This is a genomic window from Acanthopleuribacter pedis (genome assembly GCF_017377855.1).
Classification (GTDB): Bacteria; Acidobacteriota; Holophagae; order Acanthopleuribacterales; family Acanthopleuribacteraceae; genus Acanthopleuribacter; species Acanthopleuribacter pedis.
Map to the genome: position 1 here is coordinate 417,431 of NZ_JAFREP010000002.1, position 26,743 is coordinate 444,173.

Annotated in this window: 19 protein-coding genes; 11 read left to right on the forward strand and 8 right to left on the reverse strand. The window is 56.5% G+C overall.

Annotation, left to right across the window (positions count from 1 at the left end):
* Positions 1-75: 75 nt before the first annotated feature.
* Together J3U88_RS03215 and J3U88_RS03220 are read left to right on the forward strand one after the other, a co-directional pair.
* Positions 76-855 carry an SDR family NAD(P)-dependent oxidoreductase gene (locus tag J3U88_RS03215; RefSeq protein ID WP_207856690.1) on the forward strand — a complete coding sequence of 260 codons (780 nt, stop codon included), beginning with the start codon at positions 76-78 and terminating at the stop codon, positions 853-855.
* 120 nt (positions 856-975) lie between these two features.
* Positions 976-1,935 (forward strand): carbon-nitrogen hydrolase family protein, encoded by a 960-nt coding sequence (locus J3U88_RS03220; RefSeq protein WP_207856691.1) that lies wholly within the window; start codon positions 976-978, stop codon positions 1,933-1,935.
* A 481-nt stretch (positions 1,936-2,416) separates the two neighbouring features.
* Here J3U88_RS03220 and J3U88_RS03225 read toward each other — a convergent pair whose 3' ends face one another.
* The 4 genes from J3U88_RS03225 to J3U88_RS03240 form a co-directional block, all read right to left on the reverse strand.
* Positions 2,417-2,872: a hypothetical protein gene (locus J3U88_RS03225; RefSeq protein WP_207856692.1), complete on the reverse strand. Its 456-nt coding sequence runs from the start codon at positions 2,870-2,872 to the stop codon at positions 2,417-2,419.
* 463 nt (positions 2,873-3,335) lie between these two features.
* Entirely contained in the window at positions 3,336-5,012 is a 1,677-nt protein-coding gene (locus J3U88_RS03230; RefSeq protein ID WP_207856693.1) for a hybrid sensor histidine kinase/response regulator, read from the reverse strand.
* A 411-nt stretch (positions 5,013-5,423) separates the two neighbouring features.
* Complete coding sequence (locus J3U88_RS03235; RefSeq protein WP_207856694.1) at positions 5,424-7,388, reverse strand: DUF1549 domain-containing protein; 1,965 nt, start codon at positions 7,386-7,388, stop codon at positions 5,424-5,426.
* A 10-nt stretch (positions 7,389-7,398) separates the two neighbouring features.
* A complete protein-coding gene (locus J3U88_RS03240; protein ID WP_207856695.1) occupies positions 7,399-8,757 on the reverse strand; it encodes a DUF1501 domain-containing protein in 1,359 nt (452 codons plus the stop codon).
* A 350-nt stretch (positions 8,758-9,107) separates the two neighbouring features.
* On the opposite strand from J3U88_RS03240, the gene J3U88_RS03245 reads away from it, so the two are divergent.
* Both J3U88_RS03245 and J3U88_RS03250 read left to right on the forward strand, forming a co-directional pair.
* Positions 9,108-9,767 (forward strand): hypothetical protein, encoded by a 660-nt coding sequence (locus tag J3U88_RS03245; RefSeq protein ID WP_207856696.1) that lies wholly within the window; start codon positions 9,108-9,110, stop codon positions 9,765-9,767.
* Positions 9,768-10,100: 333 nt separating this feature from the next.
* Complete coding sequence (locus J3U88_RS03250; protein ID WP_207856697.1) at positions 10,101-10,769, forward strand: acetoacetate decarboxylase family protein; 669 nt, start codon at positions 10,101-10,103, stop codon at positions 10,767-10,769.
* Between the two features lie 40 nt (positions 10,770-10,809).
* Here J3U88_RS03250 and J3U88_RS03255 read toward each other — a convergent pair whose 3' ends face one another.
* The 3 genes from J3U88_RS03255 to J3U88_RS03265 form a co-directional block, all read right to left on the reverse strand.
* Positions 10,810-11,625, reverse strand: a complete 816-nt coding sequence (locus J3U88_RS03255) for a hypothetical protein (protein WP_207856698.1) — start codon at positions 11,623-11,625, stop codon at positions 10,810-10,812.
* A gap of 108 nt (positions 11,626-11,733) precedes the next feature.
* Positions 11,734-12,162, reverse strand: coding sequence for a type 2 periplasmic-binding domain-containing protein (locus J3U88_RS03260; RefSeq protein ID WP_207856699.1), 429 nt, complete (start codon positions 12,160-12,162; stop codon positions 11,734-11,736).
* The gene (locus J3U88_RS03265) at positions 12,159-13,178 is read right to left on the reverse strand and encodes a hypothetical protein (RefSeq protein WP_207856700.1); all 1,020 of its coding nucleotides are present in this window, start codon (positions 13,176-13,178) and stop codon (positions 12,159-12,161) included. Before J3U88_RS03265 ends, J3U88_RS03260 begins: the two co-directional genes overlap by 4 nt.
* Before the next feature lie 99 nt (positions 13,179-13,277).
* Here J3U88_RS03265 and J3U88_RS03270 point away from each other — a divergent pair, with 99 nt between their 5' ends.
* The 5 genes from J3U88_RS03270 (at position 13,278) to J3U88_RS03290 (ending at position 17,761) form a co-directional block, all read left to right on the forward strand.
* On the forward strand, positions 13,278-13,958 hold the full coding sequence (locus J3U88_RS03270; RefSeq protein WP_207856701.1) for a response regulator transcription factor: 681 nt from the start codon (positions 13,278-13,280) through the stop codon (positions 13,956-13,958).
* Positions 13,959-13,965: 7 nt separating this feature from the next.
* Positions 13,966-15,378 (forward strand): sensor histidine kinase, encoded by a 1,413-nt coding sequence (locus J3U88_RS03275; RefSeq protein WP_207856702.1) that lies wholly within the window; start codon positions 13,966-13,968, stop codon positions 15,376-15,378.
* Positions 15,379-15,520: 142 nt separating this feature from the next.
* Positions 15,521-15,919, forward strand: coding sequence for a hypothetical protein (locus J3U88_RS03280; RefSeq protein WP_207856703.1), 399 nt, complete (start codon positions 15,521-15,523; stop codon positions 15,917-15,919).
* A gap of 97 nt (positions 15,920-16,016) precedes the next feature.
* Entirely contained in the window at positions 16,017-16,709 is a 693-nt protein-coding gene (locus J3U88_RS03285; RefSeq protein WP_207856704.1) for a carboxypeptidase-like regulatory domain-containing protein, read from the forward strand.
* Complete coding sequence (locus tag J3U88_RS03290; RefSeq protein WP_207856705.1) at positions 16,706-17,761, forward strand: CobW family GTP-binding protein; 1,056 nt, start codon at positions 16,706-16,708, stop codon at positions 17,759-17,761. The genes J3U88_RS03285 and J3U88_RS03290 overlap by 4 nt, the downstream gene beginning before the upstream one ends.
* A 40-nt stretch (positions 17,762-17,801) precedes the next feature.
* Here the strand turns inward: J3U88_RS03290 and J3U88_RS03295 are convergent, their stop codons facing one another.
* Positions 17,802-21,461: a pullulanase-associated domain-containing protein gene (locus J3U88_RS03295; protein WP_207856706.1), complete on the reverse strand. Its 3,660-nt coding sequence runs from the start codon at positions 21,459-21,461 to the stop codon at positions 17,802-17,804.
* Between the two features lie 581 nt (positions 21,462-22,042).
* On the opposite strand from J3U88_RS03295, the gene J3U88_RS03300 reads away from it, so the two are divergent.
* Positions 22,043-24,025 carry a S41 family peptidase gene (locus J3U88_RS03300; protein ID WP_207856707.1) on the forward strand — a complete coding sequence of 661 codons (1,983 nt, stop codon included), beginning with the start codon at positions 22,043-22,045 and terminating at the stop codon, positions 24,023-24,025.
* Between the two features lie 395 nt (positions 24,026-24,420).
* A complete protein-coding gene (locus tag J3U88_RS03305) occupies positions 24,421-26,400 on the forward strand; it encodes a S41 family peptidase (RefSeq protein ID WP_207856708.1) in 1,980 nt (659 codons plus the stop codon).
* The last annotated feature ends 343 nt before the right edge of the window (positions 26,401-26,743 follow it).

The following is a 26,743-nucleotide window of genomic DNA, read 5'->3' on the forward strand; positions in this document are numbered from 1 at the left end:
ACCGCCTTCATTCTAACCCGGTTTCGCCGCGGTTCAGGTGGTGGATTTGCCAACCCCCATTTAAGGAGTGTTACTATGTCGCAACAACGTTTTTTGGATCAGGTGTTCGTGATTACCGGTGGCGGAACCGGTATTGGTAAAGACATTGCCCGTACCGTTTTGAACGAGGGCGGCAAGGTCGTCATCAACGGCCGCCGTGCCGAGGTTTTGGCCGAAACAGCGCGTGAACTCGATCCGAGCGGTGAACGCGTGCGCTTTTTTGCCGGCTCCATCGCCCTTGTCGAAACCGCCCGTTCCTTAATCGGCCTCGCCAAAACCGCCTTCGGTCGTGTCGATGTGCTGGTCAACAACGCGGGCGTGTTTAAACCCACCCCGTTCCTTGAACATGACGAAGCGGAATTCGCCCATTACCTGGACATCATCTTAAAAGGGACTTTTTTCGCATCCCAGGCCGCCATCGGTGAAATGGTGAAACAGGGAACGGGCGCCGTGGTCAACGTCGGGTCCATGTGGGCCGATCACGCCGTGGGCGCCACGCCGTCCTCCGCCTATTCCGCGGCCAAAGCGGGGGTCCACGCCTTAACCCGCAATTTGGCGATTGAATTCGCCGCGCGGGGGATTCGCGTCAACGCTGTTGCCCCTGCCGTGGTGGAAACCCCCGTGTACGATACCTTCCTGAGCCCGGAACAAAAACGCGAGGTGTTGCCCGGTTTCAACCAGTTCCACCCCTTGGGTCGCAATGGTCAACCCGCGGATGTGACCGCGGCGGTGTTGTTCCTGGCGAGTCAAGACGCGGGTTGGATTACCGGTGCGGTGCTGCCGGTTGACGGTGGGGTAACCGCCGGTCGCGGCTAACCCGCTTTTCTCACAAGGTGTTCTGCTTCGTCAGGTGATGGGGGTGGGGTTTGCTCTTGCGGAATGATCCATGATCGTCAACTGTTAGATCGTTATCATCAACAGGAGGAACCCTATCCCATGCCTGAATCTTCATTCCTAAACGTCGGTCTGGCCCAAATCGCACCCGTTTGGCTCAACCGGACCGCCACCCTCGCCAAAGTTGTCGCGGCCATCCGAGAGGCCGCCGATCAGGGTTGCCGCTTGGTTGTTTTTGGCGAAGCTTGTGTGCCCGGTTATCCCAACTGGTTGTCGGTAACCGGTGGGGCCGTGTTTAATGATACGCGGCAAAAAGAAATATTTGACGCCTACAGCCGCGAGGCCGTGTGTTTGGAACGCGGCGATTGTGACGCCGTCTGTCGGGCCGCCGCCGAGGCCGGCATCGCCGTTTATCTGGGCATCATCGAGCGTCCGCGTGATCGCGGCGGCCAAAGCCTTTACTGTTCTTTTGTTTATGTGAATGAACAAGGTCGGATTGCCTCAGTACACCGCAAGCTTCAACCCACCTATGAAGAGCGCTTGGTTTGGTCGCCCGGTGACGGCCACGGCCTGCGCGTTCATGAGCTTGACGATTTCCGCGTGGGTGGTCTTAATTGTTGGGAAAACTGGATGCCCCTGGCGCGCTCGGCTTTGTACGCCCAAGGCTGTACCGTTCACGTTGCCTGTTGGCCGGGAAGTGATCGCAATACCCGCGACATCACCCGTTTCATTGCCATGGAATCGCGGGCCTATGTGCTTTCGGTTAGTTGCCTGCTGCGCCGAGAGGATATTGCCGACGACCTTCCCCACGCCGAAACCATTCGCGCCAATTTGCCGGCCGGCTGGATTCACAACGGCGGTTCCTGTGTGGCTGCGCCGGACGGTTCATGGTTGCTGGAACCGCAAACGGATCGGGAAGGCGTGTTTGTCGCCCAATTGGATCTGTCCTTCGTGCGGCGCGAGCGACAGAATTTTGATCCGTCCGGTCATTACGCCCGCCCGGACGTGACCCGTTTGTCCGTCAACCGTAAACGGCAATCAATGCTCGATTTGACCGATTGACCTTTTTTGGCACCGACCCGCGGAAATGAAGGATAAGGGTGACAAAAAACGGCCTTGATCCTGCCGGTTCATCCCGCTGCTTCAGTCATCGTTTCCTGTGCTAATTTTTCCGTGAAAGGTTAAGTTGTTTTTTTGCTGTGCTTTGGGTGACGAAAGTGCCACCCCTCGGCAATTTTCAGTTTGGCATCGCGAACCTGGCAACGGGATTGCCTTAAGGAAAGGCAAGACGACAGGGTTCAGTACCCGTGTCAAAACCCTTTGGCGAGGCCTCACCAAGAAATGGGGCAATGTCGCCAAAGCGTTTTGATACCGGCACTTACACCGTGTACACCCGATTTGTCCCGGCAGGACTTGGATGTTCTCCAAGTACTATTGACCCCTCTTGTAGGGGTCTTTTTTTTTGCTTAATCGGCCCGCATTTCTCGCCATCAAGTTGCGAGGACGGTGGCCGGAAATGCGGGGCCTTTTGTTGGGATGCGAACTATCCCAGGTAGGTTGGCAGTACCACGAACATAAATCCGACCGTCATGCCGTAGGCAAGGTGGGCGATCACGTGGGACATCATGTCCTCGGGCGTCAGGCTCTTGAAGCGTTCAAGCGGGTGGTTTTGTGCCACCGCGATGACCAAAAATAACGTCACAATCATGCCGTGCACCAAACCCATGAATGAGCACAAGGCGATCCCGATGAAGGGATTGGTGCCGCTGATGGGTGCCGTGCTGAGTAACATGGAATAGCCGTAGCCAAAGAGAGTACCCATGGCCATGTGAACCAAGGTGCCGGGTAACAGTGAAGTTTCGTAGTTGCGGGTAATGAGTGAGCCGATGGCGCGAACCATCTGTGATTCAGGAAGGTGCAGGTAACGTGCTCTTCTTAGGAAAAACGTCATAACGAGCACGCCGAAAAAACCGGCTAAGCCGGGGATGAGAAACGACATGTTTGCTCCTTTGCCCGGTGGTGTGAACCTCGACACTCCCTTTAAAACGGGCGAGAGTGCAAAGGGGGATTTCTGTTTTTGTTGTTCCCTTTATTAAATGACGGTTTGCCGGGACGTGCAAGGAAGGATGCAATCGGCGGTGCTGTTACCCGGCAATTTTTTATCCGGTTCAAAAAATGTGCATCGCGGCGCCGGCGTAGTGAACGGCATCGCGAGGTGTGTAACTGCTAGAAGAGCAATGGTTAAGGCGCACCCATCGCTGTGTTTAGGGGCGCGGGTGGTGGGCGAAACCAACAGGCGGCGAGATGGGTTTAGGTCTTGAATGCTATGTTTTTGTCCGGGAAAGTCCAGGATGTAAATTGGACAAAAATGGCTTTAGCCCCAAGGGGGGCTTTTGATCAGGTAACCTGACCCTTGGCGTTCCTTGCCGGACGAATCGCAGCGACTTATCGCGCTTGCTAGATCAAAGGTCGTGGGTGGTTTCACGATCATTATTCGTGCTGCAAATATGCTCGAGCAGGGTTTCGAGTGCTTCAATGGTGACGGGTTTCGCCATGAAAAAATGGACCTTTTCCTCATGCCAGGAGTGTCCGTTTTTAATGTCCTTGTCGCCGGAGAGGACCGCGATGGGGCTGGGTGGTAAATCACTCTCGCTTTCCATCTTGCGAAGGGTTTGTACCAGTGTGAAGCCGTTGCAATCGGGCAAGTGGTAATCCACCAGAAGGGCGTCAAAATGATGGTTTTTGAATTGTGTCAATGCCTCGCGGCCGGTTGCGGCGACCACGGTTTGGTGACCTTTTCGCCGCAACAGCCGTTCGGTCACTTTTTGATTGATGGGATGGTCCTCGATGAGCAGAATCTTCTTGGGTTTCGCCGCGGCTTTGGGTGGCTGGTTCCTCGCCGGGGGCGGTTGACTTTCCGTAAGATGAAGCTCGATGGTAAAACAACTGCCCACCTCGATGTCACTTTCCACCGTTAAACGACCGCCCATCAGTTCGACCAGCGATTTCGAGATACAAAGCCCCAAACCCGATCCACCGTGCTGTCGCCAGGTATTCGGGTTGGCTTGCTGGTAAGGCTTAAACAGTTGGTCAAGGCGTTTGGGTTGGATGCCTTCGCCGGTATCGGTTACCTGGAACTTGAGACGTCGGCCTTCTTCGGCACATTCATAGCCTGAAACCGATAAGGTCACCGAACCTTGTTTGGTGAATTTGAGGGCATTGCCGATGAGATTGGTCAAAACTTGTTCCAAACGTACGGCGTCGCCGAGAAACCAATGCGGCAGTTCTTCATCCCAAGACCAGCTAAGCGAAAGGCCTTTTTTGGTGGCCGGCACCTGGTAGGTAGCCACGATACGTCGCAGTAATTCATACAGGTCAAAACGGCGGATTTCCAGTTCGACCTTGCCGTGGTCCAGGCGGGAATGGTGGAGCAGGTCTTCCAACTGGCGGGAGATGGTCGTGCAGGTTTCTCGGATATAGCGGATGCTATCGAGGTCCTTTTCCTGGTGGTCGGGCGCCAACAGCAAATCGGTTAGGCCGACGATGGCGTTTAAGGGATTGCGGATTTCGTGGCTCAGTGAGGCGAGAAACAGCCTTTTTTCATGGGCGAGATTCAGGCTTTCTTGAAGCTGTTCTTGGTAACGTTTCGACAGAAGTCGCGCCTCGAAAAGGCGTACAATTTGGTCTCGGATCAAAGAGAGTTGCAGGGTTTGTTTTGGGGTCAGGTTGCGGGGGACGCGGTCGATGACGCATAAAGTTCCCAGGCGGTAACCCGTGTTCGTTTGCAGCGGGAATCCCATGTAGAAGCGAATATGAGGCGGGCCGGATACCAACGGATTATCGTGGAAGCGCGGGTCTTCCAGGGTATCGGGAACCACCATGGGCGCAGCGTGGTTAATGGCGTGCCCGCAAAAAGAGATCTCCCGAGTGGTTTCCGATGCATCCAATCCAACTTTGGCCTTGAACCATTGGCGGGTGGGATCAACCAAGGAAATTAGCGCGATCGGCGTTTCCGCAATTTCAGCGGCCAAACCGGTGAGTTGGTCGTAGCAAGGTTCAGAAGCGGTGTCGAGGATCTCCAATTCGGTAAGTGCCTCGAGCCGCCTCCTCTCACAAGGCGGGATTGCAGGTGTAAACAACAGATATTCCTTTGGTGGGCAAAATGGTTGGTTATGCCCAAGGTATCGGGAATGCACCGTGGTTTCTTGAAAAACGGCGGGAGGGTTCGAATCGTGTCGATCAGGTGGCTGCTCTACCGAAAAAGCCGGTTGCGAATGGGCGCGGTGGCGTGCCGAAACGGAGAAAGCCCGCAAAACGCAAAGGGATCCGTCCCAAGAAGCTGAAACCATTGTTTATACCAAGGTCGTGACCGGCGGCATCGGCGTCGCAACGCCGCGGCGAAGGCGGCTCGACCCAATATAAGTCATCGCAATGGTTGGTGCTTTTTAGCAGATTTCCTTGTGTGCTTTGCGGGTTGAATATTGGTCGCACCTTGCGGAACGGAAGGCGGTTTGCGCCACGGGTAAGCGCGGCCCAATCCGCCTGGCTGATTAGCGTTGATGGATGAAATCGGGATGATTGATCAGTGCCCATGCCGTGTCGTACACGCCTTGGTAGATTTCCTTACCCCGGTAGTATTCTTTGAACAGGGTTCGTTCGGCGGCGGACGGTGCGCGCAACAAGAAACGGGTGAAGATCTCAGTGAGGAACCCGTCTTGATCGAGTCGCCCGTCGCTCAATTCACTGATTTTCGCCTGCAGGAAGGGGCTGGCCGGCAAGTAAAGCCTGCCGATGGTCGCCACTTCTTCCTCATCGAGTTCGACCTCAAACCCGCCGCCCATGTAGGCGTGGAACTCCGGTTGGTTCATCATGAACAGGGCGCGTTGCACCGTGCTGGTGTTTTCGCGCGGGCTGTTGGCAATCAGTCGGCCCCGGCCGAGATTCACCAACAACTCATGGGCGGTGTCCTGTCTGTAGAAGTAATCGGCGATGGATTGGAAACCAAGGTTGGTGGGATCGTTGAGCCACACCAGGTTGTCCTCGTCAAAATTCTCTTCCGGGATATGGATCAGTGCAAAACCCTCGGGTTCGCCGGGGCTGGGCAGGGCCCAGGTGCTGCTGACCGCCTCGTGGATGTTGCCGCGGTACACGTACCTTTGTTCAAGACCCAGCGCATGGTGATAGCGGTCGACAATCGCCTCCGCCGGCAGGCGGCGTACCCGTTTGTTGCTGCGCCAATAGCCGAGGTAGTCGTTTTTGTCTTCGGTTTCGGTGAGTCGGGCCTGGTACAGCCCGCTGGTGACGATTCGGCGTTGCAACCACTTCAGGTCGAACCCGCTCTGAATGAATTCGTTGGTTAACGCATCCAGCAGGGCCGGGGTGCGCGGTTGAACCGTGCTCTGGTGCGCCGCCGCCGTCGCTGCATCGGTGCGGCCGGGGTCCCAACCGTTGAGCGGATGGACAAAGCCTTCCCCGAAAAACGCCGCCCAAATGCGGTTGACCATGTTGCGGGCAAACTGGGGATCGCTGGTAATCAAACGCGCCAAAGCCTCGCGCCGGCTTTCACCCTGTCGGGGCGATTCGCCGCTAAACATGTATTTGGGTTGGATGACGCCGCCGTTGCGGGGCACGCGCATGCCTTCACCGGCCACGGATTGGGCGTTGTATTCGCCGTCCATAAAGCGTTCATCCGCAAAAAGTTCGCCTTCTTCCATGTCGCCCTGGCCGCGATCAAGATCAACCAAGTGCAGCTTCTGGAGAAACCCATCGAAGCTTTCATCCTCGTCCTCGGCGGAGAAGGGATAGTAAACGTAACTCTGCGAAAGAAACGCCGCCATCGCCCAGAAATCCTCGCGTTTTTTGGCCACCAAACCCACGTTCACCTGTTCAAGGTGGTATTGGCCGTCGTGACAGCTCACACAGTTGGTTTGAATGCCCAAAAAGGTTTCGGTGATATTGGCGACCTGGTTGTCCAGCACTTCCAGACGAAAGTCTTCCAGGAAAATTTCACGCGCCCAAAAGCCAAAGGCGGTCGAGGGGTTGACGGCGCTCCCGTTTCCGGTGAGCACCTCTTTGGCAAGCACATCCCAGGGTGTGTTGTTGCGAATGTGTTCGCGCAGGCCGTTGTGCATCGCGTTGCGGAAGGGTGCGCTGGTGTCCTCAAAAATCGGTTCATTGCGCAATAAATCGGCAAGGAAGGTGACCCAGCGATCCACGTAGGCTTCGCTTTGGAACAGGCGTTCAATTTCCGCCGCGTATTTGCTCGCGCTCGGGTTGGCGGTGAACGCGGCGATGGTTTCTTGACTGGGAATGTGCCCGGTTAGATCGAGGTGGACGCGGTGAAGGAAGGTGAGATCGTCGACGGCCGGTGTACTGCCGCGTTTAACCATTTGAAACGCTTTCAGTTGAGGGTTTTGGGTGTTTTCGAGGGTGTGTCGCGCCGACCCGGCCGCGGCTGAAAGCGAGAACAACGCGCCAACCAAGAAACACAGCATTTTGGGCAAATAAGCTTTCATGATCGGCCTCCTAAACAAAAAGCTCTTGGATTTCGTGGACTGGTCCGGTTGCAATGGAGTCAACCAGCTCAAAGGCCCGACCCGAGGGGGTATCCAGAAACCGCTGGGTCCAATCAATGCCGAGTGCGCTGTACATGGTGGCCACCAAATCGCCGATACTCATGAAACGGTTATGGGACCAGCCCGCGTCGGTGATCGCGCCGCCGTCGGCCGAACTTTGACCGATGACACGGCCGCCTTTAACGCCGCCGCCGAACAACAAGGCCGGCGTCACGTAGGGGTAGTGATCGCGACCGTTGGAGGCGTTGAGGTTGCCGACCGTACGGCCAAACTCACCTACCGCGACCACCAGTGTTTCGTCCAGGAGGGTGCCGCCGTTTAAACCGGGTTGGGCCTGGAGGTCCGCGTAAAGGGTGGCCAGGCCTTCATCCAAGGCGCCCGCAAGATGGCTCAGTCCGCCTTCGCCTTGGACATAAATATTCTCGTGTTGATCCCAACCTTCGAGCCGCAACTGCATCACGCGGGTGCCGCGTCCGGCCGCGAGCACATTAACCGCCGTTTTGCATTGCCTCACAAATTGCGCTTTGGCATCGCCGCCTTCCGCTTCCTCGCCGCCGCCATTTCCCGCGTCGGCTTGGCTCAGCCCGCCCAGCAGGGTGGCCAGCTCTTGGTCGCCCATCAAGCGGCGTGCCTTCTGCTGAAGCAGCGCGTGGTTACCGCCCGCGTCGGTGCGGTTTTCATGGAGGGCGATCAGCGCGTCCAGGAGTTGCAGGCGGTCGCTGTTTTCGTCGATGCCGTGGACGATGTTGGCGATGCGTCCTTCCTCGGAAATGATCAGGGGTGCGTGGTCGATGTTGAGGAAGCCGTTGTGGGCCTCGTCCGTGCCGACACTGACAAAGGTCGGCAGTTTATCGTTGGGGCCGCGTTGGCCCGCCATCATGTGGGACATCACCGAGGCAAAGTGGGGAATTTCGGGGGCCAAGGCCGCGCTTTGGCGGTGGGCCGTAATAAGATGGTAAACCGCGCGCTCGTGAACCGCTTCAATCGCGGAAATGGAACGAATGATTGCGAACTGATTCGTCATCGCACCCAGTTTGGGCATGATGCCCATCGGCCATTGCAGCGAGCCGCCGATAGTTTGCTGCCCAATGAAATTGGGTGTCCACCGGCCGACCTTCAAATCGAAGGTATCGACGTGACTGGGACCGCCGTCCAAGAGAACCATGATTAAGTTTCGGGCGGTGTTGCGGGTTTGCACGGCGGAACGTTGACGGGGTAGGGCGCGCCAGTTGGCGCCGGCGGGACTTGCCGCCGTTAGGCCCAAGCCGACCGCGCCGGCCAAGCTGGTGAGGAAAGATCTCCTTTGCATGGGTCACTCCTGGTGCATTTCGTCGGGAACAGGGCGCGTCATGGATGGGATGGGGCAGCGTCCGTTTGGCCGTGAATGGCCGGGTGGACGTCGCCACGAAGTGTGCGCGCCGGTTTCATTCCATACCTACCCCTACGTAGTGCTTATCGTTTACCCCGACACGCCGGCCCCGAAAATTTTAAAAAAATAATGTGACCTACCTGAACCATTTGACCTAGTCCGTTCCGTGGTTCACTTTGATTTGCTTTTAAAGTAGGATATTTGCCATCAGGTGATTTATTGAGTGCAGGACGAATCTTCATTGAAAAACCCGAATCCTCGGGTTTGACTCTGGCCGTCAGCGAGGGTGCATGAGTTTCTTTTTTCCAAGCAAAGCCGAAAAAGCTTTGGGCAAGGTTAAAAAAAAGAACCTGGCCGTGTTTGCCACCTATGCCGACGGCAGCAACCGTCACAAAACCGAGGTCGTACGTGTCGATCCCAAAAAATGTGTGGTGGTTGGCTTTACCGAAACCCTGCGCGAGGACAGCATCAACGTCCTGATTCCCGAACTCGATGTGTACTTCGAAACCCGCGTCACCCACAAAACCCACGACATCAAGGGCCGTGTTTTGTTTTATTGCGACATGCCGGAAGAGGTGGGCTCGTTGAAAAGGGACCTTGGCCCCGACCGTTACTTTGTCTACCCCAAGGGCACCGCCGTGCTCGCCGTTAGCGAGCAAGAAGCCTTTCTCGACGACATGAAAACCACCAAAATGTACCTGTGGTGTGTCGGCGAACGCGAGGTGGCGTTGGTCAACAAAACCAAACATTCTTTCGAAGTGGGGTTCAAATTCCTCGCCGCCAAACTGCAAATCGGCAAAGTCGAGGTGCTGGTCGACCTAGAGGTTTCTGAACTGCAAGAAAAAGTCTATGGCCGTGAAAAAGTGCCCATCATGCGCTGTACCGTCACTTCCGAGATCCAAGAAAGTGAACCCTGGCTGGATATCTGCCGCAAGGTTGACCGCTTATAACCTAAAGTGTGCGATTCGGGTGGATGCAAGTGTGCAAGTATCGCCGCGGCACGCGCCGCGGGTTGAAGCGAAAGGTGTTGGAAAAAGCGGACCGGGGTCGCGCACGACGCGTACTTGGAAGGTAGGTCGCGCATTTTTACTGCACCTTGCAGCCCAACAGATTGTTGCGTGCGCCGCCAAGAATCGCTCAATTTGGGTATAAGTGGGTTGGGTGCTATTCGACATGGGCGTCAACTTCTCGTCCTTTTGGCAGGCGGATCCTTGCTAGAATAAGGCCGACCTCCTTAACCATTCATTCCTCCAGCTCCTCATTCATTCATGAAGTAGGTTTTTATGGACATGGTACTTCCCGCGCTTACGGCACCCCTTGCCGCGCCGGCGCCTTGGCGCTTGTGCGGCGACGGTGTTATTTTGTTCTACCGGTTCAATCGTCATTTAAGCGGCATTTGGCAGCACCATTACCCCGTCAAATTGGACAAACCGGCCCTGACCTTCGGCGCCGTCATGCTGGTTGATTATCGCGAAAGTCCGGTGGGGCCCTATCGCGAGCTGCTGCTGATTCCCGGCATTTTTCGGTTTGGTATGGGCTTTTACCCCAGCATTACCCATATCTACGTGTCCAGCGAGGACAGCGTCGTCAACGGCTATCGCAACTGGGGCATCCCCAAAAAACGCTGTGACTTTGAACGTAGGGGTGATCGTTTTATCCTCACCGACGGGGGCACCACCATTGCCGATCTCCAATTCAAAACGCTGGGACCGCGTTTCCCGGTAACCACCATAACCATCCCCGGTATGTGGCGAACCTTGTGCCACATGAAAGGCGGACAGCGCCTGAAAACCACCGTATCGGGCAACGGCTCGGCGCAACTGGCACGGATGACCTCGGCCTATGTCGACCACGGCGGTTTTCCCGATTTCACGCGCGGCACCTTGCTCACCGCTTGGAAAATCGACAACTTCGAACTGTTCTTCCCACCCGCGCGAATGAGCGCCCCATAACGGCCCTATCCGCGTCGAGAAAAGGGGCGCTTCTTTAGGTTCAGGGAAATAGATGGACTTCGTCGCCGTAGATGATTTTTTCGAAACCGGCGACGCGTAACTGTTCTTGGATGGCGAAAATTCGATGGATCTTGGTTTCCTGGTCGGCCATCAGCACACAGTTGGTGATGCCGGCCTTGCGCCATGCTTGTGCTTCCTCGGCGAAATCCTCCGGCTTGAGGAGGTAGGGTCGAAGGCCGAGACGGTTGATGCGCATCAGCCCGTCGTGGTTGAGGTAAACCACCAAGCGCGATTCCCACGGGCTGAGAAAGCGGGCCGATGCCATGGGCGGTTTGTTCAAATCGAAGCCGCGCTGCCCCCGGGCGTAGGGCATTAATAGGTAGGCAAACACCAGCACCAAGATTGTGACGATGGGGAATTGCAGCCATGCCGGGCGCGATCTCGGCCGCAACGCTAAGCCGCGGGTTGGCTGGTGAGGCTTGGCCGACCTGTTTGACGCCGGTTCACCGCTTTGGATGATTTGGTCGCAGCAGGCGGCGAGGGCACCGTGTAGTTCGCCATGCAGGTTTTCGATGCGTCGTTCCAGTGCGTGGTGCGCCCATTTACAAAAGGCGGAGATGGCAAAGCCCAAGCCGAGGCAGGCGGTTGCGAACACGAAGCCGCGGTAAATAAAGGAAAAATCGGAGACCATGCCGGCCAGTTGCCTAAACATCCAAACAAAATGGATTGATGCGAGCATACACGCCATGCGCACGCCGAACCCGATGTTGTTTTTCAGCAATGCGCGTGGACCGATACGGTTGTCGAGCAAACGGTGCAACAACAGATGGGTTCGGCCGTGAAGGACAGACGACATAAACAGAGATCCTAAAGTGGTTTGTGTGCAGTGTACATTCTGTCACGTCCCTGCCTGTCGGGCCCGACACGGTTTTGTAAAAAACACTGTAAATTTCGAGACGGCGGCTTAATCCCCTGCGACCGTTACCACCTTCAGTTGCATGGCTTCCACTTCCGTGATTTTTTCCGCGGGTAAGTAACCCACAAAGCCGGGATTTTTGGCGATGTAAGCCGATACCAAACCCCAGCCGCGCACCGCCGGGGGTGGGTCTGGCCCACCCTGAAGCTTGCTATTTTGCCAGTATTCCTCCGCGTCGAAATTGGCTGGGAACACCAAGTCCTCAAAGGCGTGACGCAAGGGATCGTCGGGTTTGACGTGAATCGGGCGCACCGTTTTTCCGGCCAACCGTTTCATGTTGCCGAGGTAGATTTCGCGCAATTGGAACAGGCTAATCTCTTTAATCGGGGATTTCTTGGAAACCACGATGATGAGGTCCTGCGCGGTCAGGGGCGTGCTCAGGCCCAGCAGAAGAAGGAGGGAGAGGACGTGTTTCAAAACAGCCACCCCGCCCAAGCGCTCCATTCAGCAAAACGCGCCTCGTCCTCAATGCGGTTGGTTGACCCTTCAACCCGAAGACGCCAGCGGTTACCGATGCGGGTGCCGAGGGTTACCGTGCCGGCCGTGCGTTCACGGCCGGCAACCGAACGTTGATCGTCGCCGCGGTCGTAGCGCAGGTTGAGGTAGCTGCGTTTGTTGAACTGCCATTTGAGTTTGGTGTAAAACGCCTGAATGTGATCTCGATTCGCGGTTTCCAAGCGCATGTTGAGGAATTCGCTGCGGCTGAGCAAACGGCCGGGCAGCACCCACCATTCCACGTAGGGCAACACGCCGGTGACATTGCGGTCTTTGTCGCGCGGATCGCGGTAAAACACCACCGCCGTGCCCGCGCGGTACAGCCGGCTTTTGGCGATGCTCACATCCAGACCCGCCCCTTTGGCGCGCACAATCGGCGAATCGTCGACAATTTCGTTGTTGCTGTCGGATAAGGAAAAACTATAAGCCAGCCTGTGGTCACGCAGGTAAAACTTGCCGAACAACTCTAAACCCGTAATCTTGGCGGGCAGGTAACTGTTGTCTTCCAAAATCGGGCGACGGATGGTGTCGAGGGTCACCAGCCAATGGATGGGTTTGACAATCCCCATTTGGTTGTCAATTTTGCCGAGGCGCAGGTTAAATTCGTCGCGCCATTCGTATTGAAGGTACAGGCGTTCCAGATTGGCGTCGCTTTCGTAAACCCCGCCAATGTCCGGCTCTCGTGTGCCGGCGACTTCACCAAAAAACGATAATTTGTCGTTCCAACGGTATTTGGCGTAAAAACTCAGATGGGCCGGTTTAAAAAAAGCCTCGTTGCCCTCGCGGTCATTGTCCAGGAACAACAGATCGGCCCACATGCCCAGTTGCCAACGGCGCTCCTGTTGCGGGGGCAATTCGTCCGGGTTTTCTTGTGCATGCAGCAGACAGCCCCAGGCGGTGAGCCACCAAACCAACCAAAACATGCCTCGCCAATTCAAAGGTTTCCCTCTTTCGCGGTGTACCCGCCGCATCGCTGTTTCCGCTAGAATAGCACCATTCACTTACGCATGAAGAGGCATTCCCGGGGGAGGACGAATTTGCATTTGCTGCTGGTTGAAGATAACGAAGGCGTGGCCGATCTGGTCCAACGCGGTTTTGACGATTTAGGTTATCGCTTAACCTGGCTGGAAGACGGTCGCGAACTCATTGCGACCTTGCGGCGCGATCCGGCCGACTTGGTCATCCTCGATGTGATGTTGCCCGGAAAAAATGGATTCGAACTGCTGGAAGACATGCGCACCCATGAATTGGCGGTGCCGGTTCTGTTCCTATCGGCCAAAACCGAGCTGGAAGACCGCGTGCGCGGGCTTGACTTGGGCGCCGACGATTACTTAACCAAACCTTTTGCCTTCACCGAACTGCACGCGCGCGTCAAAGCCCTGTTGCGGCGATCCCAGAGCAACAGCCGCCCGGCGTCGACCCTGGTCGTCGGCCCCTTGACCCTTGATCTACACGAACGCCGCGCGATGCGTGAGGGCCAAGAAATTGCCTTGCAAAACAAAGAATTCGAACTGTTGCGTTTCCTGATGCAACACGCCGGCGAGATCGTTTCCAAACGCATGATCATCGAGGAAGTCTGGAACTATACCTTTAACCCCGGCACCAACATTGTCGAGGTACGCATCGCCGCTTTGCGCGATAAAGTGGACCGGCCATTCGCAAAGTCGATGATCAAAACCGTGCGCGGCGCCGGCTACCGGCTCAATCCCGACGTGTAGGTGCAGCTTGCGCACGCGTTTTCCCTCGCTGCAATGGCACCTGATGCTGTCCACCGGGACCGTGCTCAGCCTGTGTTTTTTACTGACTTTTTTGGTGTTGGACGGCCTGTTACAACGCAATTTCGACCAACAAGTTCAGTCGGCCCTTACCTCGCAAGCCATGATCCTGGTGGAGGAACTGGACCGGGTCGGCGATGTGGAGGCCGAGCGGGCCGGCATTTTGGCGCGGTTTGGTTTGGCCTACGGCATGAGCAACGGCTTGTTTCAGCTGATTGACGGTGAAGGCCGTGTCGCCCTAAGTTCCGACGACACCGCTTGGGGTGAGCTTGTCAATTCCACCGTGCGCGGCGACGATGTTGAGCTCTACGCCTTTTTTTGGGAATCGCGGCGCGTACCGGAAAAAGACGCCCGTTTTCTTTACTACCGCATCGCGTCCGACGCCACGGTGCGCATCGGCATGGATGTATCGGCGCGGCGGGAGGCCTTGCGCATGACCCGTTTGGTTTTTGGGCTGGGGTCCTTGCTGTCGTTGGTGCTGTCGCTGCTGCTGTTGGGTTGGACCACGCGCCGTGCCGTGCAGGGCGTGCGCCATGTGCGCGAGCGGGCGGAAACCATTCGCCACCAGGATGATTTGAGCGCGCGGGTTCCGTTGCCGACCGCGTTCCGCGAAACCAACGAACTCGCCGAAACCTTTAACGCGATGATGGATCGCGTCCAGTTTTTGGTCAAAAACCTGCGGCTGGTGATGGATCATTTCGCCCACGATTTAAAAACGCCCATGACGCGCTTGCGTGGTTTGGCGGAGCAATCGCTGCGTCGCGGTGGTGATGACGAGGATATGGAACTGGCCGGCACCGTGGTGGACGAATGTGATCGCATTACCGCCGAGTTGGATACCTTGCTGCTGATTGCGCGGGCGGAGTCCGGTCTGTCCGTATTTCGACCCTCTGCCTTCGATTTGGCCGAATGCGTGCGCGAGTGTTTGGAATTCTTTGAGCCTGAATTGGAAATGAAAGGTATGGCGTTGGCGGAACGCTTGCCGGACAGCATGCCCATTACCGTCGATCTGCAGGTCACGCGGCGGGTGGTGCTGAACCTCATTGAAAATGCGGTTAAGTATTCGGAAACCGGCACGGTGACGGTCACCGGAACCCAGGACCAAAGCACCGCATCCATTTCGGTTTGCGACAATGGGCTGGGCATCCGCGCGGAGGACGCCGAACAAATTTTTGAGCCCTTTTTTCGTACCAAAGACCACGCCACGCGCGAGGGGCACGGCTTGGGTTTGAGCTATTGCCGCTCCGTGCTCAACGCCATGGGCGGGGGAATTCACTACCGTCCCAACCAACCCAACGGCAGTTGTTTTACCATCACCATGCCCTTGGAACCGCCGCCTGAACCCAAGGAAGATGCGGGTTAGGTTGATCGGCCGCGATCAAAAATGAGGCACAGCAGCATGGTGTGCAGGTTCGGGGCGGGGGAGCGGTAACCGAAAAGAAGTTCGCTTTCCTTTTGATATTGATATAGGATTATCGAAAATTGAGCTCAAGGTGCTCATTCCGATGTTTGGTTCCCCACAACCCACGCGGTTCGCCTGCTGGGTTTCCCGCTTTTTTCTTTGTTTTCTCCTCGCCGTTCAAGGTCTGCATGATCTCGGTCATGCCCAATGCATGGCCGCGCGCTCCGAGTGCGGTGCCGGTGAAGCGACCTTGTGCCGACTGGGCGAGACCTTCGCGGCGCCGGGGACACCCATCGGTGAATCGGATACCCCTCATGCTGATGAGGGTTGCTTTCTTTGTCACGTTGCGGCGGTTGCGCCTGCATGTTCCGACAACCGCGGCGCCTCTTTTTACGCCGCCTCGACGCCGTTGCCCGCGGCCCAGGGTGCGATCCACCGGGAAGAGGCCGGTTGGCAGATTCGCGGTCCGCCTGCCACGGTTAGGCCGGCTTTTTCGTTTTAAAAAATGCCCCGCATCCAACCTACATAACTGCTTTTAGCGACACGCTTTTTCGAGTTGTCGCTGTGTTTTTTCGCGTTTGTTTTTAGGAGAACGTTTCATGTCTTATGTCCGCATTTTAGGGTTCATCGGCCTTTTTGTGCCCTGTTTCGCCGCAAACGGCGTTTCCCTCTCCGGGATCGTCACCGACCCGGACGGCCGTGCCTTGGCCAAAGCCGAGGTCCTTTTGGTCGAAACCCAACAAAAACAAGTGACCGGTGGCGACGGTCGTTTCCAGTTCCACAATGTCACACCGGGTGTGGTGCATTTGCGCGCCGTTGCCGTGGGGTTCCAGGATTCCCCCACCCGTGAAGTCAAACTCAATGCGCAAAAGGCGCAATCCGTGAACCTGCCGTTGGCACCGCAACCCACCACCCGCTTAACCATGACCGTGACCGGTTCCGCCCGTGAAACGGGTGAAATGAGCCAAGCTGTCGATGTGTTGGCGGGTGTCGCCTTGGATCGGGTGCGCGGCGGCTCCTTGGGTGAAACCTTGGCGTCGCGTCCCGGCGTCACCCAAACCGCGTTCGGGCCTACCGCCGGCCGCCCCATTATTCGCGGTATGAGCGGTGATCGGATTCGGGTGCTTGAGGGCGGGCTCGGCACCGGTGATGTGTCCACGACCAGTGTCTCAAAGATCGCGTCCTTCAACCCGGCCGCAACCTGGCCTTGTCTTATCGACTCCATTTCTAAACCAAACCCGCGGCGGTTGCCGAGCTTTGCGGTACCGCCCTTTTCAAGGATGTGTCTATGATTCCTGTAACCATCATCAGCGGATTTCTCGGCAGTGGGAAAACCACCCTGCTCAACCAAATCCTCCGCCAAAAACACGAGGAGCGGGTTGCCGTGTTGGTCAACGATTTTGGCGCGATTGACATTGACGGTGAATTGGTTGTCGGGGTCTCGGGTGAAAAGCTGGCTTTGTCCGGCGGTTGTATTTGTTGCACCATCCGCGGCGATTTACAGGAGACCGTGCTGGATTTGATTCAAGGAGAGGATGCGCCCCATCGGTTGGTCATTGAAGCGAGTGGCGTCTCCGATCCTACCGCGGTGGCAATGACCTTTTTTACCGGCCCCTTAAAAGCGAAATGTCGGGTTGAAACCCTGGTGACCGTGGTCGACAGTGAGCACTTTTTTGAAACGGACCCAAAGATCATTCACTTGTTGGATCGTCAGTTGGTGGTTGCCGATTTGGTATTGCTCAATAAAGTTGATGTCTGCCCGGCAAAAAAAATCCAAAACGTCGAAAACGTGATTCGCACCGAATACCCAGATGCCCGTGTGGTGCATACCCGTTTTGCCGAGGTGCCGCGCCAACTCATTTTTGAACCGGTGATGAAGGCGCCGATCCAAGATCGGGCCCTGAGTCCGTTGGACAGCCATGTCCATGGAACCGGTGACCCGCATCATCACCATGACGACCACACCTTGGTGTTCGACACCTGGTCGACAGAAATCGAAGCGGCGGTAGATCGCGATCAATTGCTAAGGGTGCTGACGACCCTACCGACTCAGATTTATCGCGCCAAGGGATTTATTTTCTGCCAAGACATGGTGGATCGGGAGATTGTCGTTCATTTGGCCGGCCGTCGTGTCCAGCAGTTTATGGGTAAACCTTGGGCGGACCGCAAGCCCTCAACCCGTTTGGTGTTTATCGCCCGCCAAGGGTTTGACGGCTTTGGCGAACTCGACGAACAACTCAAAGCCTGTGCGCGCGATGCACCGAAACCGTCGCGGGTGCCTTCTGGTTGGGCCGCCTGGAAGAAAACCTTTGAGGACCGCGTTCGCCAAAACGAAGACGCCTAAAAAAGGGCGGCGCTGTTCGGGAACAGTACCGCCGCTTGGTTTACAGGTTGTTGGGTTGGCTGGTGTAGATGGTTGCATCACCTTGGATGAGCCACACTTCCGGGTTGTCACGGGGCACAAAGGAACGGTCCGCGTTGACGTCCTTCTCGTTGCCGCGGTGCACGATGAAGTTAAGCGGTTGGGTCGCGTTGCTGAGTTGGACGTCAGCATAAACGCCGAAACCGTCGCACCCCGAAAAGGGTTTCGCGTTGTCCCAGCGCGTGCTCGGGGCCCCGTTCACCACGGTTTCCGTTTCACTGTCCGCCAAACCGTGACCCCACAGGTGAAGGCCCCAGTCGCCGGCGTTGCCGTCGGGTCGGTAGTAGTGAATACGGACCGAGGTGACCGGTTGGGTTCCCGTTGGCTCCGAGGTATACACCTGGGCGTCGCCTTGCTTGAGCCAAATTTCGGTGGCGACCAAGGTTTGGAAGGCGCGGTCCTGATCCACGTCTTTTTCGTTGCCGCGATGCACGATGATATTAATGGTTTCCGTCGTGTCGGCCACCGTGAAGGTGGCGATGCCGCCGAAGGTATCCGAGCCGCTGAAGGGCAGGGGCGCGTTCCAATCCGTGGCCGGTACGCCCTCGCCCCAGAGGTGCAGGCCCCAACCGTCGGTATTGCCGTTGTTGCGTTGGTAGTGAATGGTGATCCTTTGTTCGCCGACCGGTTGCGGGGCGCCCGCGCTGATCGTGCCGTTGTCGAAGGTCCAGGTCCCGACCGGGAAGCGGTAATTCGCGCCGTTGTTGCTGTCCCATTGACCCGCGCCGTTGTTAAAGGCGACCTCGATGCCGTCGTTGCCGTCGGCTGCCACCGTGATGACGCTGGTGCCGGCCACCTCCGCGGGTTGCATCGCCAAACCGGGCGCGGTTGTCCAGGCCCCGTCGACCGAACGGTAGTGCAGGTAAGGCGTGTTGGTGCCGTGCCGGTAGTAAACCGTGACGCTGCAATCGCTGCAACGGGGTGTTCCTTCGTAGCGGGTATCGTCTTCGGTGATGGTCCAAATGCCGTAGCCGGTTGTGAATCCGCTGTTGCTCGGTTGCCACGAACCGCCGTTGCGACGAACCCGCGCCGTGAACTGATCGCCCTGATCGCGGACCGCGAGGTCGGTCGTCAGGTAACCCTCGAAGCCGTCCGCTGTTTGCAGCGTTTGGCTTTGCCAGCTACCGTTTTCGTCGCGAATCTGGAGGTCGACCGTACCGCCGTTGTCCGCCACATAAAACGTGGCGCGGCGCAGCGGTGCTTGGTCGGTAAGGAACGGATAGGTCCCTTCAATCGAACCGTTAACGTCTTCAACCAACTTCCCGTTTTCGCGGCGGTAGCGGCCCGCGCCCACGTAAACTTGCTGGATTTCGCTTCGGGTCACGTTGCCCATGCTATCGACTGCTTCGATGTAGTAGTCGAGCAATTGGTCGCGGAACTGGTCGAAGGTGGTGTAGTAAAGGTCGCCGATTTTCTGCGCGGGCACGATGTTCATCGTTTCCCGCGTTGTGGGTTGCCAGGCCACCCCGTTGATGTCTGGGGTCAGGTCGCGTTTCTGCATCGAAAAACGTTGCCAGGGGCCCACGCGGTCGGGATCGATGTTGGGTACCCCTTGTTTTTGCATCGCGACCGGGTCGTAAACGCGGCAGGTGTTGTCTCGTGCATCCACCCGTTTGTCGCGGTGGACGCGCACCTTGACGTGAATGTCGCTAATTCCCGCCAAATCAAAGCCGTACGTGTAAATTGCGAAGGTTGGGTCGAAGTAATGCAGCGTCCAGCCTTCCGCTTTGCCGTTGTTGGCACTGCCCGGGTTGTAGGGCCAGCGTTGCGGCCACCACAGCGAGGGACCCGTGCGGTCGTGTGCGGCCAAACCGTTGACGTAGGGTTCGGAGAAGTGCAGCGATTGGTTGAAGCTGATCGTGGGTTTGACATGGTCGTCGATGTTTTCATCGTAGTAGCCGAAACCCGAATCGATGGAGGCAATCAGGAAGTACCAGGCAAGTTCGGCCGGGTTGGCGCCGCCCGCGTAGTTGTTGGCCGCGTCGCCTTTAACCGGAAAACTCATCATCCACGGGTTGAGTTGGTTGCCGGGATAAGTGACCTCGCGATCCAAGGCCGTCGTGGGTGACCAGTGGTCGGGGTTTTGATCCAGCCAAATCTGCTCGGCTGTTTGGGCGTAGTTCAGCGCAGCTTGCAGCAGCGCGAAGTTGCGTTCCAGGTAGTGGTAACCGTATTCCAGCGAGACCGTCATGCCGTCTTCAACCCCGTCCAGGTTCTTTTTGGGCGCGTAGTTCGTGCCGTTGACCTGGTTGAACAGAGAGAACTGACCGCGCCAAATACCGGGCGGCAAGTGCCAGTGGTACCAGGTGGGATCCGCGGAAGAATCGCGGGTATCGATCCAAGAGCCGTCTTGCACGTGAACCACGTCGTTGTCGGGAATCGGGTAGGCGCGCAGATATTCATCGACACCCATACCGATCACACCGCCTTCACTGTAGGTCACCCGGCCCGAGTTCAGCCAGGTCTCTTCCGAACCGGCGCGGCCCGAGGAATTGTCGCCGTCGTGGGCGATCACGAAGTATTGGGTGCGACCGATTTGGTTCGCCTCATCGACGAAGTTGTGCAACACACCCGCCGTGACGCTGCCCTGGTAACCCTCCTCCCAGGAGGCCGCCTGTTCTACCGGAATCCCGGCAACGCGTGATTCCGCGCCGGTGGCCGGATCCACGTAACGCACCCAGTGGGGGATCGAGGCGAATGGGAACTTGTTCTGGGTGACCTGTTGTTCGTTGAACATCGGCAGGGAAACCCAACGACCGATGTTGCTCTCGTTTTGCAGGTCGGCGCGGTTGGGTGGTGAGACCAGGGTGTCGACGCCCGGATCGTTGAGGTAAGGGTAATCGCGCAGGGTTCGCGAGAAGTGAACGTTGCCGATTACCGACCATTCAATGCCGAGTTTGTTGAGGGTGGGGATCAGCCGTTCGGAGAAACCCAATTCGGTTGGGAAAAAGCCCTTGGACGAGCGGAAATTGCTACCCAAGAAATAGGGTTGCGCGAGGGTAACATTGTGATAAATCAAGTCTTTGAGGAAGTAATCGTTGCCCACCAGCGGTCCCATCGCGTGGTGTCCGGTAAAGTGGATCAAGTCGAGCGCCCGTTCACCGCCCGAGGTGGTTTGGCCGAAATGGACGTCGCGCCAAGGTCGACCCCAGTCGGTGTTGTCGTAGCCCGGCACATTCCGCGTGCTCATGAAGCTGTTCACGTTGTTGATCACCGAGGCCGACATGGTGACATGGGTTTGGCTTTGGGGATGGGCCCAGCCGTTGGCCTGCGCGGTTTGCCACGGCCAGTACAGGTAGGCGCCTGTTTTGGCGTGGTGGGTGTAGTAGGCGACCAAGTCGTCATGGGGCATGGGGGCGCCGTCCGGCAGGAAGAAGCTGTAACCCGCCGGTGGATTGTTTTTGAGGTCGATCACTTGCCCGTCGTAGGTGTAACGAATCGGTGTGCCGGGCGCCATTTGGGCATAACGCGCCACGTCAAAGTAAGGCCAGAAGTTGGGCATGTGGTTGTGGTAAATGTGGGTTGCGGCGATTTGGCCGAAACTCGTTTGGCAGCAGAGGACGAAGAGCAGGACAGATAAAAGACGACCGACATGGCGGTCCATGTACTTAACGCGAAGCATTGTTTTCTCCTCGAACGTGAGAGCGTCAAGTACTTAGTAGCCTGAGATGGTTCGTGGTGGTGCCGGCACGGTGTGAAGGGATCCCGTCGTAAGCTGACGATTTATGGCGTGAGAAAAATAAGGTTATCTATAAAGGAATCGAAGCAGGAGAAAATTTCGAGTGGCTGCAGCTTAGCATGCGGTTTTCGCTTTGGGAACCTCGTTGATTGTTGCGCCCCTGAATTCAGTTTTTTTGTGATTGCCGCATCTTTTTGCGAAGGATTCTCGATCAGGGTCGCCACTTATCCCTTGTGTGTGGTTGGTCTCAGTCCTGAACCGAACCTTTTCGCTGCCACGAAACGGCGCCTCGGGACCGTGGACCGAACTCTTTTTGCCGGTCCACGACACGCGTTTTTTGATCACACGACCTCATGTTTCGTGTTGCATGTCCCGCGACCCCTTTCCGTAACTCTGAGTCATCAACACCAACCGCCTTGAACGCTTTCTCGGTGTCAGGGTCGATCCATGTCTCGAAGTCAGCGTTACGGTTGTTCATCACGCCTCGTAAAGGCGTTATCTTTCCCCAATGGAGAAACTTCCCCATGAATAGTATCCTTTTGTTAACAACCCTTCTTTTATTTCAGACACCAGTAACAGAAAATGTATTAACCTGTCCTCACTATCGGACCTCCGAGATTTGGGACACCCATGTTTCCCTTTACAATCCACAACGGGTCGCCCAACCCGTGACCGTGACCGCTTATCATGAGGACGGCAGTCCCGCCGGGACCACTGTCTGGACACTTCCCGCCGAGGGCGGTCTGGACGGCGGTTTTTCCGATTTGTTCCCCGCGGTTCAAAGTGACAACGGCTGGTTCGAAATTCGCGATCCCAGCGGTGTGGTTCAAGGTAATTTAACCTATGCTTTTTCCTTAACCGGCGCCGCCGCGACCGTGCCTTTCCAGGAGGAACACGGGCGGCGTCAGGTCATTCCGCTGCTAGAAAACGATGGCTTGTGGCATTCAGGCCTCGCCTTGACCAACCCCGGCCAAACAGAAAACCACATCCAACTAACCCTAAAATTTGAAGACGGCCGTCCCGCCGATGTGGTGGATCTGGCCTTGGCGCCTGGGCAAAAACAGGTCGGCATGTTGCATAACTTGTTTAACACCACGCCTGAGCGTGGGCAGTTGATCGTCACCGCGCGTGAACCCTTGTCCGTCCTGGCCCTGGCCGTTGGACCCGCCTTCCTCCAACTCAAAGCCCAAAACGGCGAGGTGCTCGGCCATGTTTTGGACCGGCCCGTCACCGATCTCGCCGAGGTACAGGGCAACTGGCGCCGGCTTGGTTATGCCGGCATCATGGAAATCGTGGGTGACGAGGTCGCGCTGCGCCACACCATCGACGAATCCTGTGTGACACCCTATTTTGAGTTGCCCATGGATGCGCTCCGTTTTGAAATGTTCTTCCAAGAGGATGATGTTTTGCGCGTCGAGGTTGGCTTCACCAAGGAAACCTACTATTTTGAGCGACTCGATGTGCTTCCCGAGCCCTGCGGCATTAACCCGGATCCTCTAGCCAATTTTGAGGCGTTTGTGCTTGCCTACCAACAGCATTTTGCCTTCTTTGACGCCTTGGACTTTGATTGGAACGCCCGGATCGAAGCCGCGCGCACCAAGGTAAACGCCCAAACCAGCCCTGTCGCATTGTTCCAAGTATTGTCCGAACTTTTGGAAGCCACCGGGGACGGTCATGGTGAATTGGATGCCGGCTTTGACGATGTCGGCGGCGGTTTGCCCGGCCCCTTCCAACTGGATGTCTACCAACACTTTATGGATCAAAATGAAATTGCCGAATTCGAGGAATTCTATGCGCAACAAATCGGTCTTTGGGAGCAACTGCTCGTCCAGTACGTGAGCGAGCTAAAGGTCGCCGGCAATGGCAAGATTGTGTGGGGCCGTCTCAATGAGCACACCGGCTATGTGTTGATCCGTGAGATGAGTGGGTATTCCGGTGAAAACCTTATTGTGGATGAGTTTGCCCTGGAAGATGCGTTAGATCAGGTGTTTGCAGACTTGGGTCACCTGCCCGCGATGGTGGTCGATAATCGTTGGAACCCGGGCGGGGTAGACGCCTTTGCCATCCAAACCGCACGCCGCTTTGCCGACCAACGTCGCTTGGCCTACAGCGAAACCGGTCGCTTCGGCGAGGGGTTCTTGCCCTGGCGCAGTCATTGGACCGAACCCCACCCCGAGCGCACGCCCTACCAAGGCGAGGTGGTTTACCTGACCAGTTCCAACACCGGATCCGGCGCTGAGGTGATGACCTTTTTAATGCGGGTCCTTCCCAATGTCGTCCATCTCGGCGAACGAACCGCCGGGGCTTTGTCCGACAGTCTCGACCTGGCTCTGCCAAACGGCTGGTCGCTTTCTTTTAGTAACGAAATCTACTTAGATCACCAGGGTGAATGGTACGAATACCGCGGCATTCCCGCCGCGATTACCATGCCTCACTTCCCACGTGAAGATCGGTTAAATCAACGTGATTCGATTCTTGAAAAAGCCATACAGTTAACCCAACCCTAGTTAACGTTCATTAACAGGCCGGCGTTAAAAAATAACCCGCGAGGAACGGTCGCCATAGGTGATCGTCCCTTTGCGGGTTTTCTGCCTTTTTTTCAAGAAAAGGCTTTAAAAATTAACACAAAAAAAGGCGCATCGGTTCGAAGGAAAAGGTTGCGCGATTATCACTTACCAATGAACGCGGTTGGTCACCGTAATAAAGGTCGTTTCCCCCTTTTCGCCCAAAACGATGCGCATTTTTGGCGCCGTTCCTCGACCACCGCCCACGACCACCTGTTGTTTTCCCGAGATTCCCCGCGACGGGGATTGGGATTCGTGTGTTTCCGCCACAGCGGAACCTGGGCGGCAATCCGTGCTCTGGATGTTCTACCTATCCTTGCCCGAATGGAGATGTTCCGATGAGAATCCTTTTAACCACCGCCTTGTTTATTCTGTTTCAGGGTGCGGCCTTTGCCAAAATCTTTACCTGCCCCCATTACAGCGTTTCGTCCCCATGGGACACCCGCGTTACCTTGTACAACCCCCAACGCGTGGCACAAACCGTAACGGTTACGGCTTATGATCGCGCCGGCGAGGCGGCCGGGGTCACTAACTGGACCGTGCCCGCCGCGGGCGGGCTCGACGATTCGTTGCGGACCTTGTTCCCCGATTTAGCCAACCAAAACGGTTGGTTCGAAATCGATGATCCCAGCGGCACGCTTGAAGGCCAACTCAATTACGTGTTCCAACTTACCGGCGCTGTTGCCACGGTTCCTCTTCAAGAACAACGGGCGCATCGCCTTGTTTTTCCAATGATCCAAAACAACCTCGAGCGCCAATCCGGCTTTGCCCTCACCAATCCCAACCTCGAACCGGCCGATGTGCGCTTGACCCTCAAATTTAACGATGGTCGTCCCGCCGATACCGCGACGATTTCCTTGGCACCGGGTCAAAAAGTGGTGAGCATGATGGCCGACACCTTCGCCAACGTGCCCGAGCGCGGTCAGTTGGTCGTCGAAGCCAATGTGCCTGTCTCTGCCGTTTCCCTGGGCGTTGGTTTTGCCTTCTTACACCTCACCGTGCAAAATCCCGAGGTTTTGCACGGCCAACCGGAGCGCCGCATCATCGACTACAGCGAAGTGGAAGGCGGCTGGCGTCGCTTGGGTTACGGCGGCATGATGGAAGTATTCGACAACTTCTTTGCCTTGTTTGGCACCCTCGACGGTTCCTGTGCCGAGGCTGAATTTCAGGCTCCGATTGACGTGGTCGGCTTGGAACTCTATCTCGCGCAAGACGGTGTCCTGCGCGTCGAGGTACCCCTGACCCAGGAAACCTATTACTTCCAACGTGTCGCAGCCATGCCGGGGAGCTGTCCCATCGACACCGACCCAGAACGCAACTTCGAGGCGTTTGTGACCACCTTTAACGAAAACTTCGCTTTTTTTCCATTCATTGACTACGACTGGGAGGCAGCCGTTGCCGAGGCGCGTGCCTTGGTGAACGCCGAAACCACCCAAGAGGAATTGTTCGACATCCTCTCCGCCCTCCAAGGTCCTACCGACGACCGTCACGGCGGTCTGGAATCTGAATTCGCGTCCAGCGAACCCGGCGAACCCGGTCCGTACGTGCTGGATGTCATGCAACATTGGCAAGACGTTGAACCCGGCGGTGACTTCGACGCATTTTTGGCGGAACAAAACAGCTTGTTCTATGAAATCCTACCCAACTACGTATCCGACTTGAAAAGTACCGCCAACAACCGGATCCTCTTTGGCAAAATCGATGAACATACCGGTTACCTTCTGTTCTCGATGACCATGGGTTTTGTGCCCGATTTTGGGGATATTTTCGGTGACCAAGCCGCCTTGGAAGCCGGCTTGGACGAAGTTTTCGCGGAGCTGGGAGATCTCCCCAAGTTGGTGTTTGACAACCGGTGGAATCCCGGTGGTCGCGATGTATTCGCCCAACGGATTGTTAGCCGGTTCACCGATCAGAAACGTTTGGCATACAGCGAAACGGGTCGCCACGGTCAGGGTTTCCTACCCTGGCGCAGTCACTGGACCAAGCCTCATCCCGAGCGACCCGCCTACCAGGGAGAGGTGGTGTATCTGACCAGTTCCAATACCGGTTCCGCCGCGGAAATAATGACCATGCTGATGAAAACCCTCCCACGGGTGACCCACTTGGGAGAACCTACCGCCGGAGCGCTATCCGATAGCCTCGGTATGGTTTTGCCCAACGGTTGGCAGGTGAACCTTAGCAACGAAATCTACCTGGACCAAAACGGGGAATGGCATGAGTTCCGCGGGGTACCGCCCGAAATTGAGATGCCTCACTTCCCTCGTGCCGACCGTGAGGCCGGCCGGGATTCGCTCCTGGAAGCAGCAATTGCTTATTAACCCAAAGCGAATTTTTGCGGCAAGCACGAAAAAAAGGCGACCTCTGGTGGGTCGCCTTTTTTTCGTGCTTGCGTGTATTGGATTTGGGGTGAGAATTTTCGTGAAATCTTTGCGCGCCGGCATTAAACCTAAGAAGCGCTGACGCGGCGATTTTGGCTAAACCTCTGGGCTGCAACGGCCTGTAAAAATGCTCAGGGCCAACGGGTGCGGTCGTACGCGACCCCGGCTCACTTTTTCCAAGCCATTTCGCTCCAGATTTTTAGCCAAAATCCCTCACGCTTATCGCGCTTCTTAGGTTAAAAGATTGTATGATCGCTGAAAATTTTATTGGTCCATGCGGAGG

What these genes read in the sequence shown, in the direction of transcription:
- J3U88_RS03305 (WP_207856708.1), top strand. Translation starts at nt 24,421, where the DNA reads ATGAGAATCCTTTTAACCACCGCCTTGTTTATTCTGTTTCAGGGTGCG.
- J3U88_RS03215 (WP_207856690.1), top strand. Translation starts at nt 76, where the DNA reads ATGTCGCAACAACGTTTTTTGGATCAGGTGTTCGTGATTACCGGTGGC.
- J3U88_RS03250 (WP_207856697.1), top strand. Translation starts at nt 10,101, where the DNA reads ATGGACATGGTACTTCCCGCGCTTACGGCACCCCTTGCCGCGCCGGCG.
- J3U88_RS03295 (WP_207856706.1), bottom strand. Translation starts at nt 21,461, where the DNA reads ATGCTTCGCGTTAAGTACATGGACCGCCATGTCGGTCGTCTTTTATCT.
- J3U88_RS03255 (WP_207856698.1), bottom strand. Translation starts at nt 11,625, where the DNA reads ATGTCGTCTGTCCTTCACGGCCGAACCCATCTGTTGTTGCACCGTTTG.
- J3U88_RS03300 (WP_207856707.1), top strand. Translation starts at nt 22,043, where the DNA reads ATGAATAGTATCCTTTTGTTAACAACCCTTCTTTTATTTCAGACACCA.
- J3U88_RS03280 (WP_207856703.1), top strand. Translation starts at nt 15,521, where the DNA reads ATGTTTGGTTCCCCACAACCCACGCGGTTCGCCTGCTGGGTTTCCCGC.
- J3U88_RS03235 (WP_207856694.1), bottom strand. Translation starts at nt 7,388, where the DNA reads ATGAAAGCTTATTTGCCCAAAATGCTGTGTTTCTTGGTTGGCGCGTTG.
- J3U88_RS03290 (WP_207856705.1), top strand. Translation starts at nt 16,706, where the DNA reads ATGATTCCTGTAACCATCATCAGCGGATTTCTCGGCAGTGGGAAAACC.
- J3U88_RS03240 (WP_207856695.1), bottom strand. Translation starts at nt 8,757, where the DNA reads ATGCAAAGGAGATCTTTCCTCACCAGCTTGGCCGGCGCGGTCGGCTTG.
- J3U88_RS03225 (WP_207856692.1), bottom strand. Translation starts at nt 2,872, where the DNA reads ATGTCGTTTCTCATCCCCGGCTTAGCCGGTTTTTTCGGCGTGCTCGTT.
- J3U88_RS03285 (WP_207856704.1), top strand. Translation starts at nt 16,017, where the DNA reads ATGTCTTATGTCCGCATTTTAGGGTTCATCGGCCTTTTTGTGCCCTGT.
- J3U88_RS03220 (WP_207856691.1), top strand. Translation starts at nt 976, where the DNA reads ATGCCTGAATCTTCATTCCTAAACGTCGGTCTGGCCCAAATCGCACCC.
- J3U88_RS03245 (WP_207856696.1), top strand. Translation starts at nt 9,108, where the DNA reads ATGAGTTTCTTTTTTCCAAGCAAAGCCGAAAAAGCTTTGGGCAAGGTT.